This window comes from Ignavibacteriales bacterium, assembly GCA_026390595.1.
In the GTDB taxonomy this organism is placed as follows: domain Bacteria; phylum Bacteroidota; class Ignavibacteria; order UBA10030; family UBA10030; genus UBA9647.
Window position 1 is genome coordinate 27,977 of record JAPLFQ010000016.1, and the last position, 20,425, is coordinate 48,401.

Annotated in this window: 20 protein-coding genes; 14 read left to right on the top strand and 6 right to left on the bottom strand. The window is 53.5% G+C overall.

What is annotated here, in order from left to right:
• The first annotated feature begins 5 nt into the window (after window positions 1-5).
• From NTU47_07000 to NTU47_07020, 5 genes are all read left to right on the top strand, one after another.
• Window positions 6-890, top strand: a complete 885-nt coding sequence (locus NTU47_07000; protein ID MCX6133544.1) for a DUF1028 domain-containing protein — start codon at window positions 6-8, stop codon at window positions 888-890.
• A gap of 60 nt (window positions 891-950) precedes the next feature.
• Entirely contained in the window at window positions 951-2,177 is a 1,227-nt protein-coding gene (locus NTU47_07005) for a zinc-binding dehydrogenase (GenBank protein ID MCX6133545.1), read from the top strand.
• A gap of 81 nt (window positions 2,178-2,258) precedes the next feature.
• Window positions 2,259-3,470, top strand: coding sequence for a glycine C-acetyltransferase (kbl, locus tag NTU47_07010; protein MCX6133546.1), 1,212 nt, complete (start codon window positions 2,259-2,261; stop codon window positions 3,468-3,470).
• Window positions 3,471-3,531: 61 nt separating this feature from the next.
• A complete protein-coding gene (locus NTU47_07015) occupies window positions 3,532-4,668 on the top strand; it encodes a heparan-alpha-glucosaminide N-acetyltransferase domain-containing protein (GenBank protein ID MCX6133547.1) in 1,137 nt (378 codons plus the stop codon).
• Window positions 4,669-4,730: 62 nt separating this feature from the next.
• Window positions 4,731-5,900, top strand: a complete 1,170-nt coding sequence (locus NTU47_07020) for a DNA recombination protein RmuC (GenBank protein ID MCX6133548.1) — start codon at window positions 4,731-4,733, stop codon at window positions 5,898-5,900.
• Window positions 5,901-5,969: 69 nt separating this feature from the next.
• Here the strand turns inward: NTU47_07020 and NTU47_07025 are convergent, their stop codons facing one another.
• Window positions 5,970-6,173, bottom strand: coding sequence for a cold shock domain-containing protein (locus tag NTU47_07025; protein ID MCX6133549.1), 204 nt, complete (start codon window positions 6,171-6,173; stop codon window positions 5,970-5,972).
• 85 nt (window positions 6,174-6,258) lie between these two features.
• On the bottom strand, window positions 6,259-6,459 hold the full coding sequence (locus NTU47_07030; GenBank protein ID MCX6133550.1) for a cold-shock protein: 201 nt from the start codon (window positions 6,457-6,459) through the stop codon (window positions 6,259-6,261).
• 418 nt (window positions 6,460-6,877) lie between these two features.
• Here NTU47_07030 and NTU47_07035 point away from each other — a divergent pair, with 418 nt between their 5' ends.
• The 9 genes from NTU47_07035 (at window position 6,878) to NTU47_07075 (ending at window position 15,771) form a co-directional block, all read left to right on the top strand.
• The gene (locus tag NTU47_07035; GenBank protein ID MCX6133551.1) at window positions 6,878-7,960 is read left to right on the top strand and encodes an ATP-dependent 6-phosphofructokinase; all 1,083 of its coding nucleotides are present in this window, start codon (window positions 6,878-6,880) and stop codon (window positions 7,958-7,960) included.
• 112 nt (window positions 7,961-8,072) lie between these two features.
• Window positions 8,073-9,686, top strand: coding sequence for a glycosyl hydrolase family 28 protein (locus tag NTU47_07040; protein MCX6133552.1), 1,614 nt, complete (start codon window positions 8,073-8,075; stop codon window positions 9,684-9,686).
• Between the two features lie 32 nt (window positions 9,687-9,718).
• Window positions 9,719-10,750: a zinc-binding dehydrogenase gene (locus NTU47_07045; GenBank protein MCX6133553.1), complete on the top strand. Its 1,032-nt coding sequence runs from the start codon at window positions 9,719-9,721 to the stop codon at window positions 10,748-10,750.
• 76 nt (window positions 10,751-10,826) lie between these two features.
• Window positions 10,827-11,429 carry a leucyl/phenylalanyl-tRNA--protein transferase gene (gene aat / locus NTU47_07050; protein ID MCX6133554.1) on the top strand — a complete coding sequence of 201 codons (603 nt, stop codon included), beginning with the start codon at window positions 10,827-10,829 and terminating at the stop codon, window positions 11,427-11,429.
• Between the two features lie 87 nt (window positions 11,430-11,516).
• Entirely contained in the window at window positions 11,517-12,428 is a 912-nt protein-coding gene (locus NTU47_07055; GenBank protein ID MCX6133555.1) for a phosphoribosylaminoimidazolesuccinocarboxamide synthase, read from the top strand.
• A 37-nt stretch (window positions 12,429-12,465) separates the two neighbouring features.
• Window positions 12,466-12,885 (top strand): archease, encoded by a 420-nt coding sequence (locus NTU47_07060; GenBank protein MCX6133556.1) that lies wholly within the window; start codon window positions 12,466-12,468, stop codon window positions 12,883-12,885.
• Between the two features lies 1 nt (window position 12,886).
• Window positions 12,887-14,314 (top strand): RtcB family protein, encoded by a 1,428-nt coding sequence (locus tag NTU47_07065; GenBank protein ID MCX6133557.1) that lies wholly within the window; start codon window positions 12,887-12,889, stop codon window positions 14,312-14,314.
• Between the two features lie 114 nt (window positions 14,315-14,428).
• On the top strand, window positions 14,429-15,526 hold the full coding sequence (gene apbC, locus NTU47_07070) for an iron-sulfur cluster carrier protein ApbC (protein MCX6133558.1): 1,098 nt from the start codon (window positions 14,429-14,431) through the stop codon (window positions 15,524-15,526).
• A gap of 14 nt (window positions 15,527-15,540) precedes the next feature.
• Window positions 15,541-15,771 carry a NifU family protein gene (locus NTU47_07075; protein ID MCX6133559.1) on the top strand — a complete coding sequence of 77 codons (231 nt, stop codon included), beginning with the start codon at window positions 15,541-15,543 and terminating at the stop codon, window positions 15,769-15,771.
• A gap of 55 nt (window positions 15,772-15,826) precedes the next feature.
• Here NTU47_07075 and ftsE read toward each other — a convergent pair whose 3' ends face one another.
• From ftsE to NTU47_07095, 4 genes are all read right to left on the bottom strand, one after another.
• The gene (gene ftsE / locus NTU47_07080; GenBank protein ID MCX6133560.1) at window positions 15,827-16,489 is read right to left on the bottom strand and encodes a cell division ATP-binding protein FtsE; all 663 of its coding nucleotides are present in this window, start codon (window positions 16,487-16,489) and stop codon (window positions 15,827-15,829) included.
• Window positions 16,486-17,469 carry a 4-hydroxythreonine-4-phosphate dehydrogenase PdxA gene (gene pdxA / locus NTU47_07085; GenBank protein ID MCX6133561.1) on the bottom strand — a complete coding sequence of 328 codons (984 nt, stop codon included), beginning with the start codon at window positions 17,467-17,469 and terminating at the stop codon, window positions 16,486-16,488. The genes ftsE and pdxA overlap by 4 nt, the downstream gene beginning before the upstream one ends.
• Window positions 17,466-18,815: a GWxTD domain-containing protein gene (locus NTU47_07090; GenBank protein ID MCX6133562.1), complete on the bottom strand. Its 1,350-nt coding sequence runs from the start codon at window positions 18,813-18,815 to the stop codon at window positions 17,466-17,468. Before NTU47_07090 ends, pdxA begins: the two co-directional genes overlap by 4 nt.
• A 127-nt stretch (window positions 18,816-18,942) precedes the next feature.
• On the bottom strand, window positions 18,943-20,424 hold the full coding sequence (locus NTU47_07095) for a leucyl aminopeptidase (protein ID MCX6133563.1): 1,482 nt from the start codon (window positions 20,422-20,424) through the stop codon (window positions 18,943-18,945).
• Between the last annotated feature and the right edge of the window lies 1 nt (window position 20,425).

Consider the following 20,425-nt stretch of genomic DNA (forward strand, 5'->3'; position numbering starts at 1 on the left):
GTGATGTGGGCGTTGCTGTACAATCCAAGTTTCCAAATGTCCGGCCAATCGTCCCCTGGGCCGAGGCCGGAGTCGGCGCCATCGCGACGCAATCATTTATCAACGTCTCGTACGGCCCAAAGGGACTTTCACTTCTTCGCAACGGGGCGACAGCAGAAGAGGCTCTGAGGATTCTCATCGCGAATGATTCAGGCCGCGAGGTTCGGCAGGTAGGCATTATCGACGCCAAAGGAAATTCCGCAAGTTGGACAGGCAGGGAGTGTTTTGACTGGGCAGGGGGCATCACGGGGAGGACCAGTGGCGGAAAAGGTGTTGTGATTACCGGGCAGGGGTTCGCTGCTCAGGGGAACACTCTTGTTGGCAAGGAGACCGTCGAGGCCTTGGCAAAGACGTTCCAGCAAACGAACGGATCCTTGGCTGACAAACTTGTCGCGGCCATCGTCGCGGGAGGGAAGGCAGGGGGAGATCGGAGGGGAGAGGAATCGGCTGCATTGCTTGTGAAGCGCAAGGGGGCAGGGTACGATGGGACAACGGATGATCTGATCGACATCAGCATCTATGACCATGCCCGGCCATTGCAGGAACTCGAGCGTCTCTATGAGCTTCACAAACTTTATTATTTCCGGTCGGATGCAAAGAACCTTATCAAGATTGATCCTGCAATCTGCAAGGAACTTCAGGGGATTTTGAGTAACAAGCCGTATAAGGGATTTCTGTTCTATGACGGACCCGTCACAGGCGTATTTGATCCGAAGACGAAGAAGGCGTTGCAGGATTTCATGGGATGGGAGAACTACGATATCCGAATCCGGGACGACGATCAGGTCGACCGCGAAGTGCTGGATGACATCAGGAAAAACTATGCGGCCTGGAAATCATTGAAGAAGTGATGCGGCTATCCCCCCGATCGATGTTGGGGCCTCGAATACACGGAAGGGAAAGACACGTCAATGAAAGCGATTGTAAAACCTAAACCGAAAGAAGGCCAGGAATGGCCCGTTGGACTTCAGATCGTTGACAAACCCGAACCCACTGTTCAAAACCCGAACGATGTGATCATTCAGGTCCAGGCGGGAGCAATTTGCGGCACCGACGTCGGCATCTACAACTCCAAGGACTCATTGCGCGTGCAGATGATGAGGGCAAAGTCCGACCCGGTCACGGTCGGACACGAGTTCAGCGGAAGAATCGTCGATGCAGGAAAGAAGGCGCGGCACCATATCGCTCAGCTCATGTTCCAGAAGGCAAAATCGAACCCCGATCTGGCGAAGCTCCTGCGTCGGAAGACGGCTCGTTCTCTCGCGTCAGAAGGAACGTTTTTGAAGTTTGCCCAGAAACAGTTTTTCAGCACCGCTGAGATGCACGTGACATGCGGGACATGTTATCAGTGCCGCCAGGGTGAATTCCACGTTTGTCGGAACACCATTATTAACGGTGTGCACGACGACGGTGCCTGGGCTGCATTTGTGAAGGTCCCCGCGGAGAATCTCCGGCTCTTCTTCCAGCGCGAAATTCCCTATGAGATTATCAGTTTCATGGATGCACTGGGAAACGCGACGCACACGGTCATGGCCGCTCCGATCAAGGACCAGTCTGTGGTCGTGCTCGGATGCGGAGTGCAGGGACTCATGGCTGTTGCGGTGGCCAAATGGGCAGGAGCACGCCGCATCTATGTCACCGACGCGTCCCATGAGGATTTCTCGCATGAGAAGCTCGTCTCGCGTCGTTTCACCCTCGCGAAGAAGTACGGGGCAGATCATTGCTTCGACATGGCGATAGGTGATGACAGGGCTGCGTTTGTCGATACGATCATGAGCGAGACCGAGAACACCGGCGTCGATGTTGCCCTGGAAATGTCGGGAAACTATCGGGCGTACGAAGATGCGGCGCGTGTGCTTCGCATGGGAGGCACTTTTTCTCTCCTCGGCATCCCCTCAGGTACGATGCAGGTCGACTTCGCGAAGAATATCATTTTCAGCGGGATGACCGTCCACGGCATCATCGGACGACGGGTTTTCCAGACATGGGACCAAATGGAACTGTTGTTGAAAGCAGGGCTTGCGAAGCAGCTGATGAAGACCGGCTTTGTCACGCATCAATTGCCGCTCGAGCGCTTCGAGGAGGGCTTCCAGGCGATTCGCAACGGCGATGCATACAAGGTGCTCTTCAAGCCCTAAACGGAACAATCGTCGTCGCGTCGAACAGGCCAATTCGAGGATCTGTTCTATTGGCAACATCAGGAGGAGGCAGATAAGTCCATGGCAGTGCACGAACGAGTACGAACTCATTACCAGGGCATCCTTGAAGAGATCAGGAAGGCAAATCTCTATAAGGAGGAACGTTTCATTCATTCGCCGCAGGGGGCGGATATTTTTGTCGAATACCCCGCGCATTCGAAGCTCAAGGAGGTTCTGAACTTCTGTGCGAACAACTATCTCGGGCTTTCGAGTCACCCTGCGTTGATTGAGGCTGCGAAGAATGCCCTGTATGAAAGGGGATTCGGAATGTCCTCTGTCCGGTTTATCTGTGGGACGCAGGACAGCCACAAGATGCTGGAACGGAAAATCGCCGAGTTTGTGGGCATGGAAGACGCCATCCTCTACTCATCGTGCTTTGATGCCAACGGCGGTGTCTTCGAGGCGTTGCTTGGAGAAGAAGACGCTCTGATTTCCGATGAACTGAATCATGCTTCAATTATCGATGGGATCCGGCTCTGCAAGGCAGAGCGGCGCCGTTACAAGCATGCTGACATGGCCGATCTTGAGCAACAACTAAAGGAGACTGGGGCCAGGCGTTTCCGCATGATTGTCACAGATGGGGTGTTCTCCATGGACGGTGATGTGGCGAAGCTCGACCAGATCACGATCCTCGCCGAGAAGTACGATGCTCTCCTGCTGGTTGACGATTCCCACGCCACCGGGTTTGTCGGGAAGACCGGAAGAGGGACGCATGAACATCATGGAGTAATGGGAAAGGTCGATATTATCACGACGACATTTGGGAAGGCACTGGGGGGTGCTGCAGGCGGCTGTGTGGCCGGACCCAGAATGTTCATCGATCTTCTCCGCCAGCGGTCTCGGCCCTATCTATTTTCGAATACGCTGAGTCCGGTTGTCGTCGGTGCCACGATCAAGGCCATTGATTTGCTCAGCGAATCGACTGCGCTCCGGGATAAGCTCGATGAAAATGCCCGCTATTTCAGACTGAAGATTCGTGAAGCAGGATTCAAGATCAAGGATGGTTTCCATCCGATCGTACCGATCATGATCGGCGATGCCGGGCTTGTCCAGACGATGGCGCGCGAATTGTATGCCGAAGGGATCTACGTCGTCGGCTTCTTTTACCCGGTCGTGGCGAAGGGGACAGCGAGGATCCGGGTTCAGCTTTCCGCTGCACATGAGAAGGATCACATCGACAAGGCGATTAAGGCTTTTACGAAAGTCGGCAAGAATCTTGGTGTGATTACATAGGTGCTCGTGATGTGAGCGCTTTAGATGCGTCTTCGCATCTTCAATGGGGAGAACACTGGACGTGAAGAACAGACTGGTCTTTGTGGATCTGCTCCGGGGCTGGGCCACGATTATCATGATTGAAGTCCATGTCTTCAACGCGTTCCTGTTGGCGGACATCAAGAACGCTGCGTGGTTCGGGTGGGTCAATTTTGTCAATGGCCTGGTAGCACCCAGTTTCCTTTTCGTTGCTGGATTTGTGTTTGTCGTTGCGAGTGACCGAAAGCTCGAGGAATTCCGGACCTTCGGTAAGGCCTACTGGAGGCAGTTGAGCCGGATTGTACTTATCTGGGTTATTGGGTACGGACTTCATCTCCCGTACTTTTCGCTTACACGGACTGTGCGTGACTCAACTGCTGCGCAGATCCTCCTTTTCAGTCAATCCGACATCCTTCATTGCATCGCTATCGGTCTTCTCATCGTTTTCCTCGGGCGCATTGTCATCAGGAGGGATTTGAACTACCAGTGGTTTCTGGCGATGCTTGGTAGTCTTATGGTTCTCCTCGCTCCGTTTATCTGGGAAATCGATTGTTCTCTCTACCTGCCCGGATTCATTGCGCCGTATTTCAATGACCATCAGGGTTCGATCTTTCCACTCTTCCCATGGCTTGGGTTTCTCATGTTTGGGGCGCTTGCGGCATTTGCGTACAAGAAAGCCAGCGCCGGAGGAGAGGTAAGGAATTACTTCCTGATCCTTGCCGCACTTGGCTCGTTTCTGGTCATCGCCGGAACCCTTCTGGTTGGTCTCCCCGCGTATATCCCGCATATGTCAACGGCGATACGGGCAAATCCGATATTTTTCGCCTCAAGGCTGGGTATAGTATGCCTGCTTCTTGTTGGATGCTGGTACTACTCGGAATGGAGGAAGACGGAGAAATCGTTTGTGCTCGACGCGAGCAAGGAATCGTTGTTGGTATATACAGCGCATCTTCTGGTGATCTACGGAAGGTTCTGGGATGGGAACAGTCCTGCGTTCAACTATGGAGAATCTTTTACTGTCTTTCAGGCAATCATTGCAACCATCGCACTGATTGTCGTCATGATCGTATTCGCGAGAGCTTGGTCTGCGATAAAACAGAAGTCTATGCGGTGGGCCCGTATCATCTCCTATGCTACAGGGTTGATCCTGCTTGCCGTCTTCATAGTCCGAGTTTATTGAACTGCACGTTTTGGTCTACGCTGGGGTGATATCCCAGGGGTTACGACAACTGTGGAGTGTGAATGGAACTTGTCCTTGGTCTTGTGCTTCTCATCATCACGGGGCTGCTGATCGTGATTGTACTTCGTCTCCGCGCGCCCCAGCAGCAGGACGGTACGCAGGCAGCAGTATTGATTCAACAGCAAATTGATTCCCTGCGCGGAGAGGTGAACTCGAGCCTGAGGAACACCTCCGACTCGCTGGGTCTCTCGCTCAAGGGCACTCAGGACGCGCTGTACCAGAGCCTTAAGATGACCTCGGAAACGATGAACCAGCAGCTGAATGTCGTAACGGCGCAACTCTCCAACGTTACGCAGCAGTTGCAGAACAACACCGGCCAGGTCGGATCCCGGCTCGACAATGCCGCGAAAGTCATCCAGGATGTCCAGAACAAGCTTGGCGAGCTTGGTCAGGCCACGAAGGAGATCAAAGAACTTGGACAGAGTGTCTCGAAGCTTGAAGAAATGCTGAAAGCCCCAAAATTGCGGGGGGGACTCGGCGAGCTTCTTCTGGAGGACCTCCTCAGGCAGGTGCTTCCCATCAGGTCATTCGAGATGCAGTACCGGTTCAAGAGCGGGCAGGCGGTAGACGCTGTTATCCACCTGTCGGGGGGAATGGTGCCGGTCGATTCCAAGTTCCCCCTTGAGAACTTCCAGAAAATGCTGGAGGCGAAGAGTGAGCAGGAAAAAAGGACCGCTGTCAGGACATTTCGATCGGATGTGAAGAAGCACATTGATGCGATTGCGGACAAGTACATCCTGCCGGATGAGGGGACGTTCGATTTCGCGCTGATGTACGTGCCGGCGGAGAACATATACTATGAGACGATTATCAAGGACGAATCGGTCTCAGAGGAAGAAGGATTATACAGCTATGCGATGAAGAAGAGAGTGATACCGGTCTCGCCAAACAGCTTCTATGCGCACCTGCGTGTGATTGCCATGGGTTTCAAAGGACTCCAGATTGAGAAGAGCGCCAAAGAGATTTTCCAGAGCCTGGAGCGGCTCGGATCCGACTTGGGGAAGTTCTCGGAAACGTTCGAGACGCTTGGGACCCAGTTGGGCAACGCCAAGAACAATTTCGACAAGGCCGACAAACAACTCAACACGCTCACTGAGAAGTTCAGGACGATTCAGTCAATTCCGGAAGCCGGAACAACGAAACAATTGGATCAGTCGGGGGGGACGAAATAGAACAAAGGGCGGGAGAAGCGAGTACAAAACGAAAGTCCCCTTGCGGGGACTTTCGTTTGTTAGTAGGGTCTAGACACGAACGATGTTGTACGCTCGTTTTCCTTTTTGTTCATCTTTGAGTTCGAACTTCACTGTATCGCCCTGAGAGAGAACATCACGAAAACCGGTACTCTTCACGTTGCTTTTGTGAAAAAAAATCTCATCGCCAGCCTCGGTCACGATAAAACCAAAACCCTTCGACACGATAAAGAACTTTACGGTCCCATTGTTCATAGGTAGTCAACTTCCCATCGTGAGCGACTGAAAAAGAAAACCCCAGGAGAATATCTCGCTGGGGTTGTATAGAGAGTAAATGAAATTAGACCTTCTCTACGTTCGCGGCTTGCAGACCCTTCGGTCCTTGTTGGACATCGAACTGAACCTGGTCGCCCTCGTTTAAAGTACGGTAGCCATCACCACGAATCGCCTTAAAATGGACGAAAACATCTTCGCCGTTCTGACGTGTGATGAAGCCAAAGCCTTTGGCTCCGTTGAACCACTTAACTGTTCCTTTTTCCATGGAACTTCCTTTCGGAAATGATGAATGTAGATGTACACGAGGCAACTAGACGAAACGTTCTTGCGTGCTATAGATGTGTTCTGGTGCCTGGCCTCGTGAAGAATGGAAGGTCACGAAAAGAGGACAAGAACAATGCATCAACAGCGCCGACGCACAAGCTAGGCTACGTCTGCTCAGCAAATAGCGAGGTCGCGCCATTCGCCGGCTTTGAGGTGTACGTTAATTTGCAGATGAAAGGTAATCCAATTTCGGCTGACAAACAAGAAAAAATTCAGGAAGTGGTCCAATTTCCGCGATTCCGGGCATCTCTCTGGAAATCGCTGAAGAATTTACTTATACTTACCGATATACTATGAGAGGCACTCTGACAAGTCGTTTCATAAAGAAGTTTGCAGACTAGGGGATTCTGATGAAATCTATGAAAAGAATTGGCGTATTAACTGGCGGGGGCGACTGTCCCGGCCTGAATGCCGTAATACGGGGTATCGCTAAGCCTGCCATCTCATATTTCGGTGCTACGGTTGTGGGCATCTTGGACGGTTTTGAAGGCCTGGTTGAAGGGAGGATGCGTGAGCTCGCACCGAGGGATGTCTCGGGAATCGTCAACCTTGGCGGAACCATCCTGGGTACATCAAACAAGGGAGATCCGTTCCATTTCCCGGTCGAGACTCCCCATGGTATTGACATACTGGATTGCTCAGAGAATGCAATACGGAACTATCAGGACTGGCACCTCGACGCACTGATAGCCATCGGCGGGGACGGGACGATGCATATCGTCGACAAGTTCACTGACCTCGGTCTGAACCTCATCGGTGTTCCCAAGACGATTGATAACGACCTTTCCGCCACGGACGTCACGTTTGGATACGATTCGGCTGTCACGGTGGCGACGGAGGCGATCGATCGCCTTCATACCACAGGATCAGCACATCACAGAGTCATGATAATCGAGGTGATGGGACGGTATGCAGGCTGGATTGCCCTCGGTTCTGGATTGGCTGGAGGCGCTGACGTTATCCTCATTCCCGAGATTCCTTTCCAATGGGAAAAGATTTGCCAGCATGTTCTCAAACGCGGAAAACATGGAAGCAAGTTCAGCATCGTGTGCGTAGCAGAAGGCGCAAAACCGGCTGAAGGAGGCCTCGTTGTGCGCGAACAGGATTCGAAGCGCACCGACCCGATACGTCTCGGGGGCATTGGCGATGTGGTAGGATCGAAAATCACCGAGATGACGGGGCTGGAGACGCGCGTGACGGTTCTGGGGCATTTACAGCGAGGCGGGAGCCCCACGCCGTACGACCGGATACTCGCCAGCAAGTACGGTACGAAGGCCCTTGAACTCGCTTCAGAGGGGAAATTCGGCCACATGGTAAGCCTGCAGGGGAATGAAGTCACCTCCGTTCCAGTGAAGGAGGCTATTCTGAAATTACGTACCGTCCCGCTGGATTCTCAATTGGTCCGGGCTGCAAGGGCAGTAGGCACTTCTTTTGGTGACTGAGTCACCATCATTTCGTATATTCCGATGACATACCGCGGCCCTATCGGGCCGCGGTCCATTCTCTGCTTCACCGCTGTATCACAATTTCTGTGAACCTGCGAGGACACCCGCGATGAAGTCTCACATCCTCCATCGATGTGCACTGATTTCTCTCTTCTTCCTGGTCACGCCTGCACGAGGCGACGATAATGTTTTCAACGTGCGGCAGTTTGGTGCCACCGGGAAGAAAACTCAGAATGCGCAGCAATGCATCCAACGCGCGATCGATTCGTGCGCCCTTTCTGGCGGTGGCTTGGTGTACCTCCCTCCGGGTGAGTATTCTTCCGGCACACTCCATCTCCGAAGCCACATCAGATTCCACATTGAAGCGGGGGCTACACTCTATTCAATCAAGCTGAAGGAAGCGTTCGACAAGGACGCTCTGATCTACGGCGAAGATCTGGAAAACATCTCTATCGAGGGGCGTGGGACGATCGATGGTCAGGGAGCATACGAGTGGAGGCTCAATGATATCCAGGATGACTTCATTCGCCCGAACATGGAGAGGATGGAAGCACTCGGCAAACCCCTTATGCGATCCTTCCCCAGGAAGGATCAGTTCGGCAAGCTTATCCTCCTCCTCCGGTGCAAGGATGTGTACATCACAGGGTTGTCGTTGGTACGATCTCCGTCATGGACTATCCATCCGTACGGCTGTGAACGATTAGTGATCGATGGTGTATTCATCCAATCGAGCCTCCCGGAGGGTGTTTGGGCAGATGGAATCGATCCGGACGGCTGCAAGGACGTCCACATATCGAATTGCACCATTGAGACCGGAGACGATGCGATTGTTTTCTATTCGATGAACTGGTTCGGACCCGCGCTCCCTTGCGAGAATATCACTGTTACGAATTGCCGTCTCTCTTCTGCTTCCAGCGCGATCAAGTTCTGCGACGGAAATATGAACTGTGTGCGGAACGTGACGATCGACAACTGCACGATCACGAACTCCAACCGCGGAATAGCATTCATGGTATTCGATGGCGGCTATGTCAGCGACGTTGTGCTCTCCAACCTGACGATAGACTGCCGTCGGTACGACTGGTTTTGGTGGGGAGATGGCGACCCGTTCCATATTAACATCAAACGGCGCAGCGAAGTGCACAAGCACGTGAAGTTCGACAACGAACCCCCTGCAGGTTTCATTCGTAACGTCCTGATCCAGAATGTCATCGCCCACGGCAAGGGTTCGAGCATCATGAACGGACACCCGCAAAGCTGGCTGGATGGTCTGACGTTTGAAAACGTGAAGCTCTATGTCTCGTCGGATACAACAGTCGCGTACGACAAGGCAGTGCACGCTCTGAAGTTCCAGATGGCAAGAAACCTGAAACTCAGGAATGTCGAAGTCTTCTGGGGTAAGCCTGGGTCAAATCAGTGGCGTTCTGCGTTGTATGTTGAAGACGTGAAGGACCTCGAGATCGATAATTTCGCAGGGCGCCAGGCAGACATCCCGTCTGTGACCCCCGCGTTGGAGTTCAATCGCGTCCAGGGAGCGGTCGTCCGTAATTCCACGGCTCTGGATGGCACTTCTGTATTTCTCAGCATCGCAGGAGCGGAATCATCCAATATCCTTCTCACCCGTAACGACCTGCGGAAAGCCAGGATTCCATACCAGATGAGCAAACAAGTGGCGAAAGGGTCTGTCATCGAACTCGAGAACCTCAATCCAACCTCGAAATAAAGCTGGTGAAGGGATAAGAAGGAGTCTGGGTCATGAAGGCTGTAGAGATTTCAAAATTCGGCCATCCTAAAGTGCTGAGGATCTGTGAAGTGCCGCGGCCGGAAGTTGGAGATGGAGATGTCCTCGTGCGCGTACGGGCTATAGGGCTGAATTTCGCAGAGGTTTTTGCCCGGCTTGGTTACTACCCCGCGATTCCAAAGCCACCCTTCATCCCCGGTCTCGAGTTCTCCGGAATCGTTGAAGAGGTTGGGAGAGGCGTCAAAGGTTTTCGACGAAGGTCCCGCGTGGTGGGGTTTACGAGGCAGAAAGCGTATGCGGAGTTTGTCGCGGTCCCCGCCTCGTTGCTGACTCAAATGCCGGTCGGGATGTCCTTTGAGGAGGGCGCGGCTATCGGTGTCGCGTTTCTGACGGCGTATCACGGGCTGGTCACGCTTGGTCAAATCAGGAAAGGTGAGAGGTTGTTGCTGCACGCCGCCGCCGGCGGAGTTGGAACAGCTGTGCTCCAGATCGCCAGACATCTTGGGGTTCGCGTCTATGCGACGGTCGGTTCCGATGCCAAGATCCAGATTGCCCGGGACCTCGGAGCTGAGGTCGTCATCAACTACTCTGATCAGGACTTTGCTGAAATAATCCGACGCGAGACAGATGGGCAGGGAGTTGATGTCATCCTCGATTCTGTGGGAGGAAGGGTTTTTCGAAAAGGGTGGAAGCTGCTTGCACCGATGGGACGATACGTTTTGTACGGGTTCTCAGCCGTTGCAGGCAGGAAGGGTGTACCAAAGGTCAAAGCCTTGATCGAAGCCGCATCGGTTCCACACATTTATCCACCGTCTCTGGTTTCACAAAACGTCAGTCTCATGGGGTTCAACTTGTATTTTCTTTTCGACAGAGTTGACTACCTGCAGGAAACGATGGCGATGCTGATGTCCTGGTACAAGAAAGGTCTAGTGCGTCCCGTTGTAGGTGCCGTCTATCCTTTTGAGAAGATCCGGGAAGCACATACGTTCCTTCAGTCCCGGCAGAGTGTCGGCAAGGTGGTGGTGACCGTGGGAGAGGGGAAGTGACAGGGGCAACCGGTGGTCGGGGCTTCGGGAATCTGAATTGTCTGTACGCAGAAAGCCATTTCTTCGTCTGGGAACAATGAAAGAGAATCAAACGTGGGTTGGCATTATAGATCCCGATTTCCTTCTGAAGGCCTACTGTTCTGGATTTTTTCCCATGGCCGACGGCGTTGACGGGGAGATCGGATGGTATTCACCGGACCCGCGCGCAATATTTGAACTGAACGAATTACAGATTCCCCGCAGCCTTTCCCTCACGATCAAGAAACAACCTTTCGAGATTCTCATCGATACCCGGTTTGAAGATGTGATGCGTGAGTGTGCTGCAAGAAAAGAGACTTGGATTTCTGAAGAAATCATCCAAAGTTATGTAAGGTTGCATCAGATGGGATTCGCACACAGCGTGGAGTGTTGGAAGGAGGACGTGCTTGTGGGCGGACTGTATGGTGTGGCGATCCGGGGTGCCTTTTTCGGTGAGTCGATGTTCAGCCGGATGCGTGATGCTTCAAAGGTTGCGCTCGTGTCGCTTGTTGATCGACTCCGGGAACGAGAGTATGAACTGCTGGATACGCAGTTTGTCACAGAGCACCTTGCCCGTTTTGGGGCTAAGGAAATCACAAGGGATGAATACCTCCGTCGCCTGAAAAAGGCTCTGAAGCAAGAATGCACATTCTATCCATAACCATCGGTATTTGAGAGTAGAAAGTTCGATGCCGGGCAAAAGCAAACATTCCCGTACATATTAAAGCGACCAAACAAGAGGGGTCCGATGTCGTCATCGTTCAAGATACCAGTTGTGACACAGACAAATTTCCCCGGATTGAAGCTCGTCAATAGGGGCAAGGTGAGGGATATTTACGATTTCGGAGAGGCTTTGCTGATTGTGGCGACCGATCGCATCTCGGCCTATGACGTCATTATGGGGGAAGGGATACCGTTCAAAGGGAAGGTGCTCACCCAGATTTCCGACTACTGGTTTGAGCAGATGACGGATATTATTCCAAATCATCTGCTTTCGACGATTGAGTACGACTTCCCGTCGGAGTGCAAACCGTATTGGGGCGATCTGAAGCAACGCTCCATGTATGTGAAGAAGACAAAACCGCTTGCCATCGAGTGTGTGGTCCGCGGGTATTTGTCGGGATCGGGCTGGAAGGAGTACAAGCAAACTCAAAGTGTGTGTGGCATCAAACTGCCTCCCGGGCTTGTGGAATCGGACAAACTGCCAGAGCCTATATTTACACCGGCGACAAAAGAGGACGTCGGGAAGCATGATGAAAACATCGATTTTGCTCGGGCTTCAGGCATCGTCGGGAAGGAAATAGCCGAACGCGTGCGCGACGTCTCGATCGCGATCTATTCGCGGGCAGCGGCCATAGCCGAGAAGAAGGGGATCATCATCGCCGATACCAAAATGGAGTTCGGCATCGACGACAAAGGGGAACTGATTCTCATCGACGAATTACTGACGCCGGACTCTTCGCGATTCTGGCCTAAGGACAAATACACTCCCGGCAAGGGGCAGGAGAGCTTCGATAAGCAGTATGTACGCGATTACCTCGATTCCATCGATTTCAATCGTCAACCGCCGGCACCGCGTCTCCCGGAAGATATCATCTTCAAGACGACGGCATTGTATCTGGAAGCGCTCAAACGATTGAGTGGCAAGACCTTGATCTAATGCCGTTTTCTGGGACGCCCGTTTCGGCCACGTCGATATGAATAGCGGCTTTCGCATACTGGAGCATCCCTCAGATTTGGGGATTGAAGCTTGGGGGCCCACCCTCAGTGACGCCTTCAGGCAGGCCGCTTTTGGTCTTGTGTCGATTATCGTCGATCCCACGACCATCAGGGAACGCGAAGAGAAAAGGATGCGGGTCTCGGGGAGTGACACCGACAACCTCCTTGTTCGCTGGCTCTCGGAGATTCTCTATCTCTACGACGGCGAGGACTTCCTGATGGCAAATGTCGAAATCACGAGCCTGAACGATTTCTCCGTCGAAGCAGTGGTCCGTGGAGAGAGCCTCGATCCTGTCAGGCATCAGTCCGGATTAGACGTCAAGGCGATTACCTACCATCAGCTGAAGGTCATACAAGAGAACGGGATATGGACAGCGAGAGTCTTCTTCGACATCTAACATGCTGCAGAAACTTGACGAATATCGTTACCTGATACCGAAGACATTTCGGGATGGGATGAAGATCGAAGGACTGATCTATGCCAGCAGCGGATTGATCAAAGCGATTGAGAACGATTTGACCTTGATGCAGGTAGCAAATGTCGCCACGCTTCCTGGTTTGGTGGGCCGATCGTTGGCAATGCCCGACGCTCATCAGGGCTACGGGTTTGCCATCGGCGGCGTAGCCGCCTCGGATATTCAGCATGGAGTCGTTTCCGCAGGAGGTGTCGGATTCGACATCAATTGCGGCGTGCGACTTCTTCGCTCGGAGTATCGCCTCAATGAGGTGAAGCATAAGCTCGATGTTCTCCTCAACCAGATGTTTCGGGACATCCCGTGCGGAACCGGCAAGAAAGGAATCCTCGCCGGCCTCAGTGACACTGAACTGGACCGCGTGTTGGAGCGCGGGGCTCTCTGGGCTGTGGAGCACGGATATGGGACGGCCGGAGATCTCCTGCACACTGAGGAGGAGGGGCAGCTACGGAACGCTGATGCGAGCAAGGTGAGCAGAAGGGCCAAAGAGCGTGGAAGGGATCAACTTGGCACACTCGGATCAGGGAATCATTTTGCGGAGGTCCAGTTTGTTGCGGAACTGTACGACGACGAGGCCGCCGCAGCGTTCGGTCTCTTCAGGGACCAGATCGTGGTACTGATTCACACCGGTTCCCGGGGACTGGGCCATCAGGTATGCACAGATTACCTTGAAACTATGCAGGAGGCGATGCGAAAGTACGGAATTTCGGTTGTCGACCGCCAGCTCGCGTGCGTGCCGATCCAGACACCGGAAGGGAGGAGCTATCTGCAGGCAATGGCTTGCGCAGCCAACTTCGCGTTCGCGAACAGGCAAATGATCACGCATTGGATACGACAGGCCTTTGAGCAAGTTTTTGGTTCCGGAGATCTGACAATTGTCTATGACGTGTGCCATAACATAGCCAAGGAGGAGACTCATCGCATCGAGGGATCCGCGCGGAGAGTTCTGGTCCATCGGAAGGGAGCCACCCGGGCATTTCCAAAGCATCGTCCCGAGATACCATCAGATTACAGCGAGGTGGGCCAGCCGGTTCTCATACCTGGGAGTATGGGGACATGTTCTTATGTATTGGTTGGCACGGAGCGGGCTATGGAGGAGACGTTCGGATCGTCGTGCCATGGAGCCGGACGTGCGATGAGCAGGCATGCTGCGAAAAAGGACACTACCGCAGACGAGCTGCTGCAGGATCTGAGGGAGAAAGGGATTCACGTCCGGGGAGCATCGAAGAGTGGTCTCACCGAGGAGAAGCCGGACGCTTACAAAGATGTTAGTGCCGTTGTAGATGTTGTGCATAATGCGGGCATTGCGCGCAAAGTGGCAAAGATGGTGCCCATCGGCGTTATCAAAGGGTAATGAAGACCTGCGATGCCGAGACGGTCGGAACCAAGGGCGCGCCTTTCTCGTTTCACCAAGTGTATTGTTCTGTGTTCTTTTCTTTTCACCAAATCGAAATACTACGGAGTATCAATGCTGCCACTTACTGAAGCCAATGTCCTCCAGGCACTAAAGTCTGTCAAGGATCCTGATTTGCATCGGGATATTGTCGCCCTGAATTTTGTAAAGAACCTAAAGATTAACCGGAACAATGTCAGTTTTACATTAGAACTCACGACCCCCGCATGTCCCGTGCGGGATCAATTCAAAGTCGATTGCGAACGAGCAATCAGAAGCACAATTGCAGATGTGGGCGACGTTGACATCCAAATGACCGCGTCCGTTGCAACACACACGAATCAACAGAAGGATCTTATTCTCCCCGGAGTCAAGAACACCATTGCAGTTGCCAGCGGCAAGGGGGGAGTTGGCAAGTCAACTGTTGCCGTAAACCTCGCGGTTTCCCTTGCTCTCGACGGGGCGAGTGTTGGCCTGGTGGATGCCGATGTGTACGGTCCCAGCATCCCTCTGATGTTCGGCATGAATGAGCGGCCGAAGCTTTCGGAGAACAAGCTTGTGCCGCTTGAGCGGTATGGAGTGAAAATCATGTCGATTGGATTTCTTGTTGACCCTATGCAGGCCGTGATCTGGCGGGGGCCTATGGCGAGTGGGGCGGTGAAGCAGTTCATGAGCGACGTGAACTGGGGAAACCTGGACTATCTGATTTTTGACCTTCCGCCGGGAACGGGGGACATCCAGCTTACGCTGGTGCAGACCATCCCTTTGACCGGAGCGGTTATTGTGACGACGCCGCAGGATGTCGCATTGGCTGACGCCCGGAAAGGGCTAGTGATGTTCAACAAAGTAAACGTCCCCGTTCTTGGAATCGTGGAAAACATGAGCTTCTTTGTTTGCAGCCATTGCGGACAGAGAGAGAATATTTTCGACTCTGGAGGTGGAAGCCGGACTGCGAAGGAACTCAATGTTCCGTTCCTGGGTGAGATTCCTATCAACACGAGGATCAGAGTCGGCGGGGACGAAGGGACGCCGATTGTCGTGATGGACGAAGCCTCCCAGCACGCGCAGACGATACGCAGCATTGCCCGGAATCTCGCGTCACAGATCAGCATGCTCCATGTTTCAGCACCGCCTTCGCAGAGGGTGGAAATCCTTCTGGGAGGGTCTAACTAAAGGAGATGTGAGCGATGCTCACTCATGAAATCGTTCAGAAGAGCCTTGAGCATGTTCGCCCCTATCTTCAGCGAGACGGCGGTGACGTCGAACTGGTTGGGATCACGGATGATGGGATCGTTGAGGTGCGTCTGACAGGTTCGTGCTTATCCTGCCCGATGTCGTTGATGACCTTGCGTGCAGGCATTGAGCGCTCGTTATTGCTGGCTCATCAGGAAATTCGAAGAGTGGAACAGGTCCGTTGAGGGTGGGGGTGAAGGTTCTCACAAGGCGTTGGCACGAAGAGTGTCAGCGCCTTTTCTATTTGAACTCGATATCGACCAGCTTGCCGTCTTTCAGTTGTATGACTCGGGCGGGATACTTGCGAACCAGATCATAGTTGTGTGTTGCCATGAGCACGGCCGTACCGCGCATGTTGATCTTCTTGAGAAGCTCCATGATCTCTGACGAAGAGGTCGGGTCAAGGTTCCCTGTTGGCTCATCGGCCAACAGAAGGGAGGGAGAGTTTACCAGTGCCCGTGCAATCACGACGCGCTGCTGTTCGCCGCCGGACAGCTCATGGGGCATCTGACTGCGCTTGTGAGTGACGCCGACGTCCGAGAGCGCGTGGAATGCTCTTTTCTTGATATCACTTCGGCGTGCATCAGTCACGTAGAGCGCAAACGCTACGTTTTCAAAAACATCGCGGTCTTCAAGGAGCTTGAAATCCTGGAAAACAATTCCCAGCGTACGTCTGAGCCGTGGCACGTCGTCCGCTTTCGTAGTCGCAGAATCGTACTCAAATACGCGGACCGATCCTGAATCAGGCTTGAGGTCCATGTAGAGAAGCCTGAGCAATGAGCTCTTCCCTGCGCCGGTTGCTCCCACCAGATAGACGAACTCCCCGTCTTTGATCGAGAGATTGAGACGGTCAAGCACTACCTGTCCGTCAAATGCCACCGTCACGTCTTTGAGGTCGATCATCGAGTTTTTGAAAATCGAACTGCATACTTGATGGCTTCGAGCATGCTGGAGATGTCAGCAGTCCCCTTGCCGGCGATGTCGAATGCCGTCCCGTGGCCTGGGGAAGTTCTAATGATACTGAGCCCTGCCGAGAAATTGACTGTCGTCTTGAAAGAACTCATTTTTACCGGTATGAGTCCCTGATCGTGATACATTGCCAGAATTGCGTCGAATGCCTTGTAGGCCGCAGTCCCGAAAAACGCGTCGGCCGAAACAGGCCCAACAACCTGTAAGCCGGATGCCGTGAGTTCCTCGATCGCCGGCTTGAGAATGTCGTCCTCTTCAGATCCGAGTAAACCATGTTCACCCGCATGAGGGTTGAGGCTCAGGATCGCAATCCGCGGTTTGCTGATCTGGAAGTTCGACTTCAACGCTTCGAAGATAATCGTAGTCTTGTCGACAATCTTTTCTTTTGAAATGCTCTCTGCAACAGATCGCAGCGGGGCGTGTATGGTTACCAGGCCGATGCGCATTTTCTCGGAGACCAGCATCATGGCGACCTTGTTCGAGCGGCTCAGAAGAGCGATCATTTCCGTCTGCCCCGGGAAATTGTAGCCCGCCAGCTGCATGGCTTCCTTCGATACCGGCGCAGTGACCATTGCAGCGACTTTGCGCGACGTACATAGCTCCACCGATTTTTCGATCGCGACGCCGGCTGATTTGCCCGCGGCCTTCGTGACCTCCCCGTACCGGATATCGGCCCAGAGGCCGTCCCCTACATCGAGGACAGGCAGCGCAATGCCTTCCTTCCACGGGAATACAACTCTCTGAAGCTTGGCCTTGATTTTTAGTTTGTCGCGGACGCTTTCAAAAATATTGAGCGGTCCCACGAGAAGAGGAGTGCAGAGTTTGCGGGTTGAAGCGTGCGTTGCCGCCTTCAGAGCTATTTCAGGCCCGACGCCGTTGAAGTCACCAAGGGTTACAGCGATCAGTGGTTTCACAGATTCTCAGCTTGACTAAGGATATAATTGCCGTTTCGGGCCGGATCGATGAAAATGAACCTCCGTTGAACCCGCTCGTATGTCCAGATTTCCTTGGGCCCGGAGCTCGGCTGGAGCACTCGTTCCGATTTCGGCGGCGGTCCGTAGAGAATGTAGATCCGGCCGCGGTCTGTCTTGTAGCCGTCGTTTTCCTTGGCCGTCGAGAACTTTCGCATCGCCTCGTCGACACGGAAGTAGTACTCAGCCAATGCGTGATTGTAAGCGGTTGTTGTATCCCGGCTGCGTTCCTTCCAGAAGCGGTAGAACGCATCTGAGCGTCGTTCGGCTGAACCTGAGAGCATGCCGTCGATTTCGGACTCCTTCGCAATATGGCGGAGAGCGTCGACTGCGAGTTCCGGATCGGTCAGCGAGAACGGATGGGAAGGCCACGACACGCGGAATTCGTGGTTGTCCATCTTGTAAGCCTTGCCGAGGCGGTATTGCACCTCAAGAGTATACGCTCCTGGCTGAAGTTTCTCCAGTGGGAGGGGAACATAGATGGCTTTCCAGTTATGGACGATCGCTTTCAATCCATAGAGCACTCCTTGCTCTTGCGGGAGAAGGTGCAGCACTCCATCGAGAATCGTGAATGTGGATCCTTCGAGCTTCTGTATTCTCTCGCCAAACCCTTCGGCCTGGCCGGTAAGTTTCCACGTCAGGCGCAGGGTGTCCAAAGCGGACGGGAGGAATACCTCGGTCAAAAATCCGCCGGCATCAGCGAAAAGGACGTTGCCACCGCGATTCATCGGAACGAACAATTGTGGTTGTTTGCCGAGGACCGGCTGCCTGCACATTATGAGATCAGACACATATAGCGCCGCAGGTTTGGGCTCCGGAGATGCTACTTTTCTTGTCTTCTCGATGAAAGCGCGGCCGGACTCACGATCATCGACTGAAAACACGATTGTGTATTTTCCGGGAGGCGCCTGCAAGGAGATGACTCCCTGCAAGCTGATAGGTCGATCGGAATCTCTCGGCAAGGTTGTGCGGGTAAGTGGCAGCTGAAGGATCTGTCGTGCCACCGAGACTTTCTGTTCGTTCACAAGCTCCACGAGGAGCTCGCCGCGGGCGACATAATCGGATCGCTGCGGTGCACGCTCGTTGCGGACGAAGATGAAGAAATTCTGACCGATCCGATAGTGGACATTGACCGTCATCGTTGAGGAATCGGCATTGAAGAGGGCGACTGCTTCGTACGATATAGGAGAACTCGGGCTCCTGCTTTCGCTCTGCTCAAAGTGGTTTTGCGAAAAAGCGGCGAGTCCGCCGAGCAACCAGCACGCTGCAAGCAGTGATGTGAATCTCATAGTTTCCTCCAGCTCCATGTTCGCTTCGTCAGCAACGGCCCAGGAGCGGTGCAGGTCCTGGTTGTCTAAGGTAACAAGAAAACGCTAAGAGGGCAATGCAACCCTCTTGTTTTTGCTCATGACTTTGTCACTTCCATCCCCGGAGAAACTCCGTGAGGAGACGTACGCCGAAGCCTGATGCGCCCTTCTGAGTATAATCTTCATTCTCTTCGAGCATCGCTGTCCCGGCGATGTCGAGGTGTACCCATCTATACGGTCCGATAAACTTCCTCAAGAACCATGCACCCGTGATGGCACCAGCCCATCGTCCGCCCACGTTCTTGACGTCTGCGATATCACTCTTGATCAATTTCTCATATTCGTCAAACATGGGGAGTTGCCACACACGCTCGTACGTCGCGTCACCGGCCAGTTCAAGTTTCGCCATCAGCCCGTCATTATTGCCCATCATCCCTGCAGCATGATGGCCGAGCGCAACGACAACGGCTCCCGTAAGAGTTGCCAGATCGATCACAGCTGAGGGCTTGTACCGTTCCGCATATGCGAGGGCATCGGCGAGTATGAGCCGGCCTTCGGCATCCGTGTTGTCGACTTCGGACGTCTTGCCATTGAAGTGCCGGACAATGTCGCCGGGGCGAATGGAATTGCCGCTGGGCATGTTTTCCACGGCTGGAATGAGACCGATGATGTGGACGGGGAGTCTCAATCTGGCCACTGCCTCGAAGGCGCCGATGACTGCGGCAGCACCGGACATGTCCATTTTCATCTCTGCCATACCTGCAGAAGGTTTAATGGAGATACCTCCAGAATCGAACGTGACGCCTTTTCCGACAAGGACCACCGGACGCTTCTTCACATTGCCGTATTCAAGAATGATGAACCTGGGTGGCCGGATGCTTCCCTGGCTCACTCCAAGCACACCGCCCATTCCGAGTTCCTTAATCTCCCTTTCATCGAGGACAGTCGCTGAGTACTGGCTGCGTTGTGCTGAGAGGCGGGCTGCCTCGGCAAGTGTTTCCGGATAGATTTCATTTCCCGGAGCATTGGCCAGGTTTCTCGCAAGAATCGTCGCTTCACAGACGATCTGTGCCCGCAGGACGGCCGTCCTGCCTCGTGCCACTTTGCCGGAGTCTTCTGTAAAAAGAGTGATCTGTTCCAGGCTTGGAGGAGCGTCTGATTTCTTCGAAACGTACTTGTCGAATCGATACAATCCTAGAAATGCGCCTTCAGCAATGGCGGTTACGACAGACTCGTAGGCAGCGAGAGCAGGAGGAATGAATATTGAAAGGCTCTTCGCTTTCAGTGCACGGGCTCTTTTCGCCGCCGTTGCCCCGCATCGGCGAAAACGCTCGGGTGAGAGTTTTTGCCGTTCTCCGAGTCCCACCAGAATAATCCGACGTGCTTTGCCAGCTCTCGGGGAATAGAGCACGATCGACTCCCCTTCCTTTCCAACGAAGTCGCCGGTCTCAACAGCCGGCATGCGGACGCCAAGTCTCCGCGCAATTGAGGAGGTTTCGGATTTGAAAAGCGATCTGTCCTGATGCACAAACAGGGCTGTGACATCAGCAGTGCTTGTGCGCAGTGATGATTGTTCGAATGCGAGCTTCATG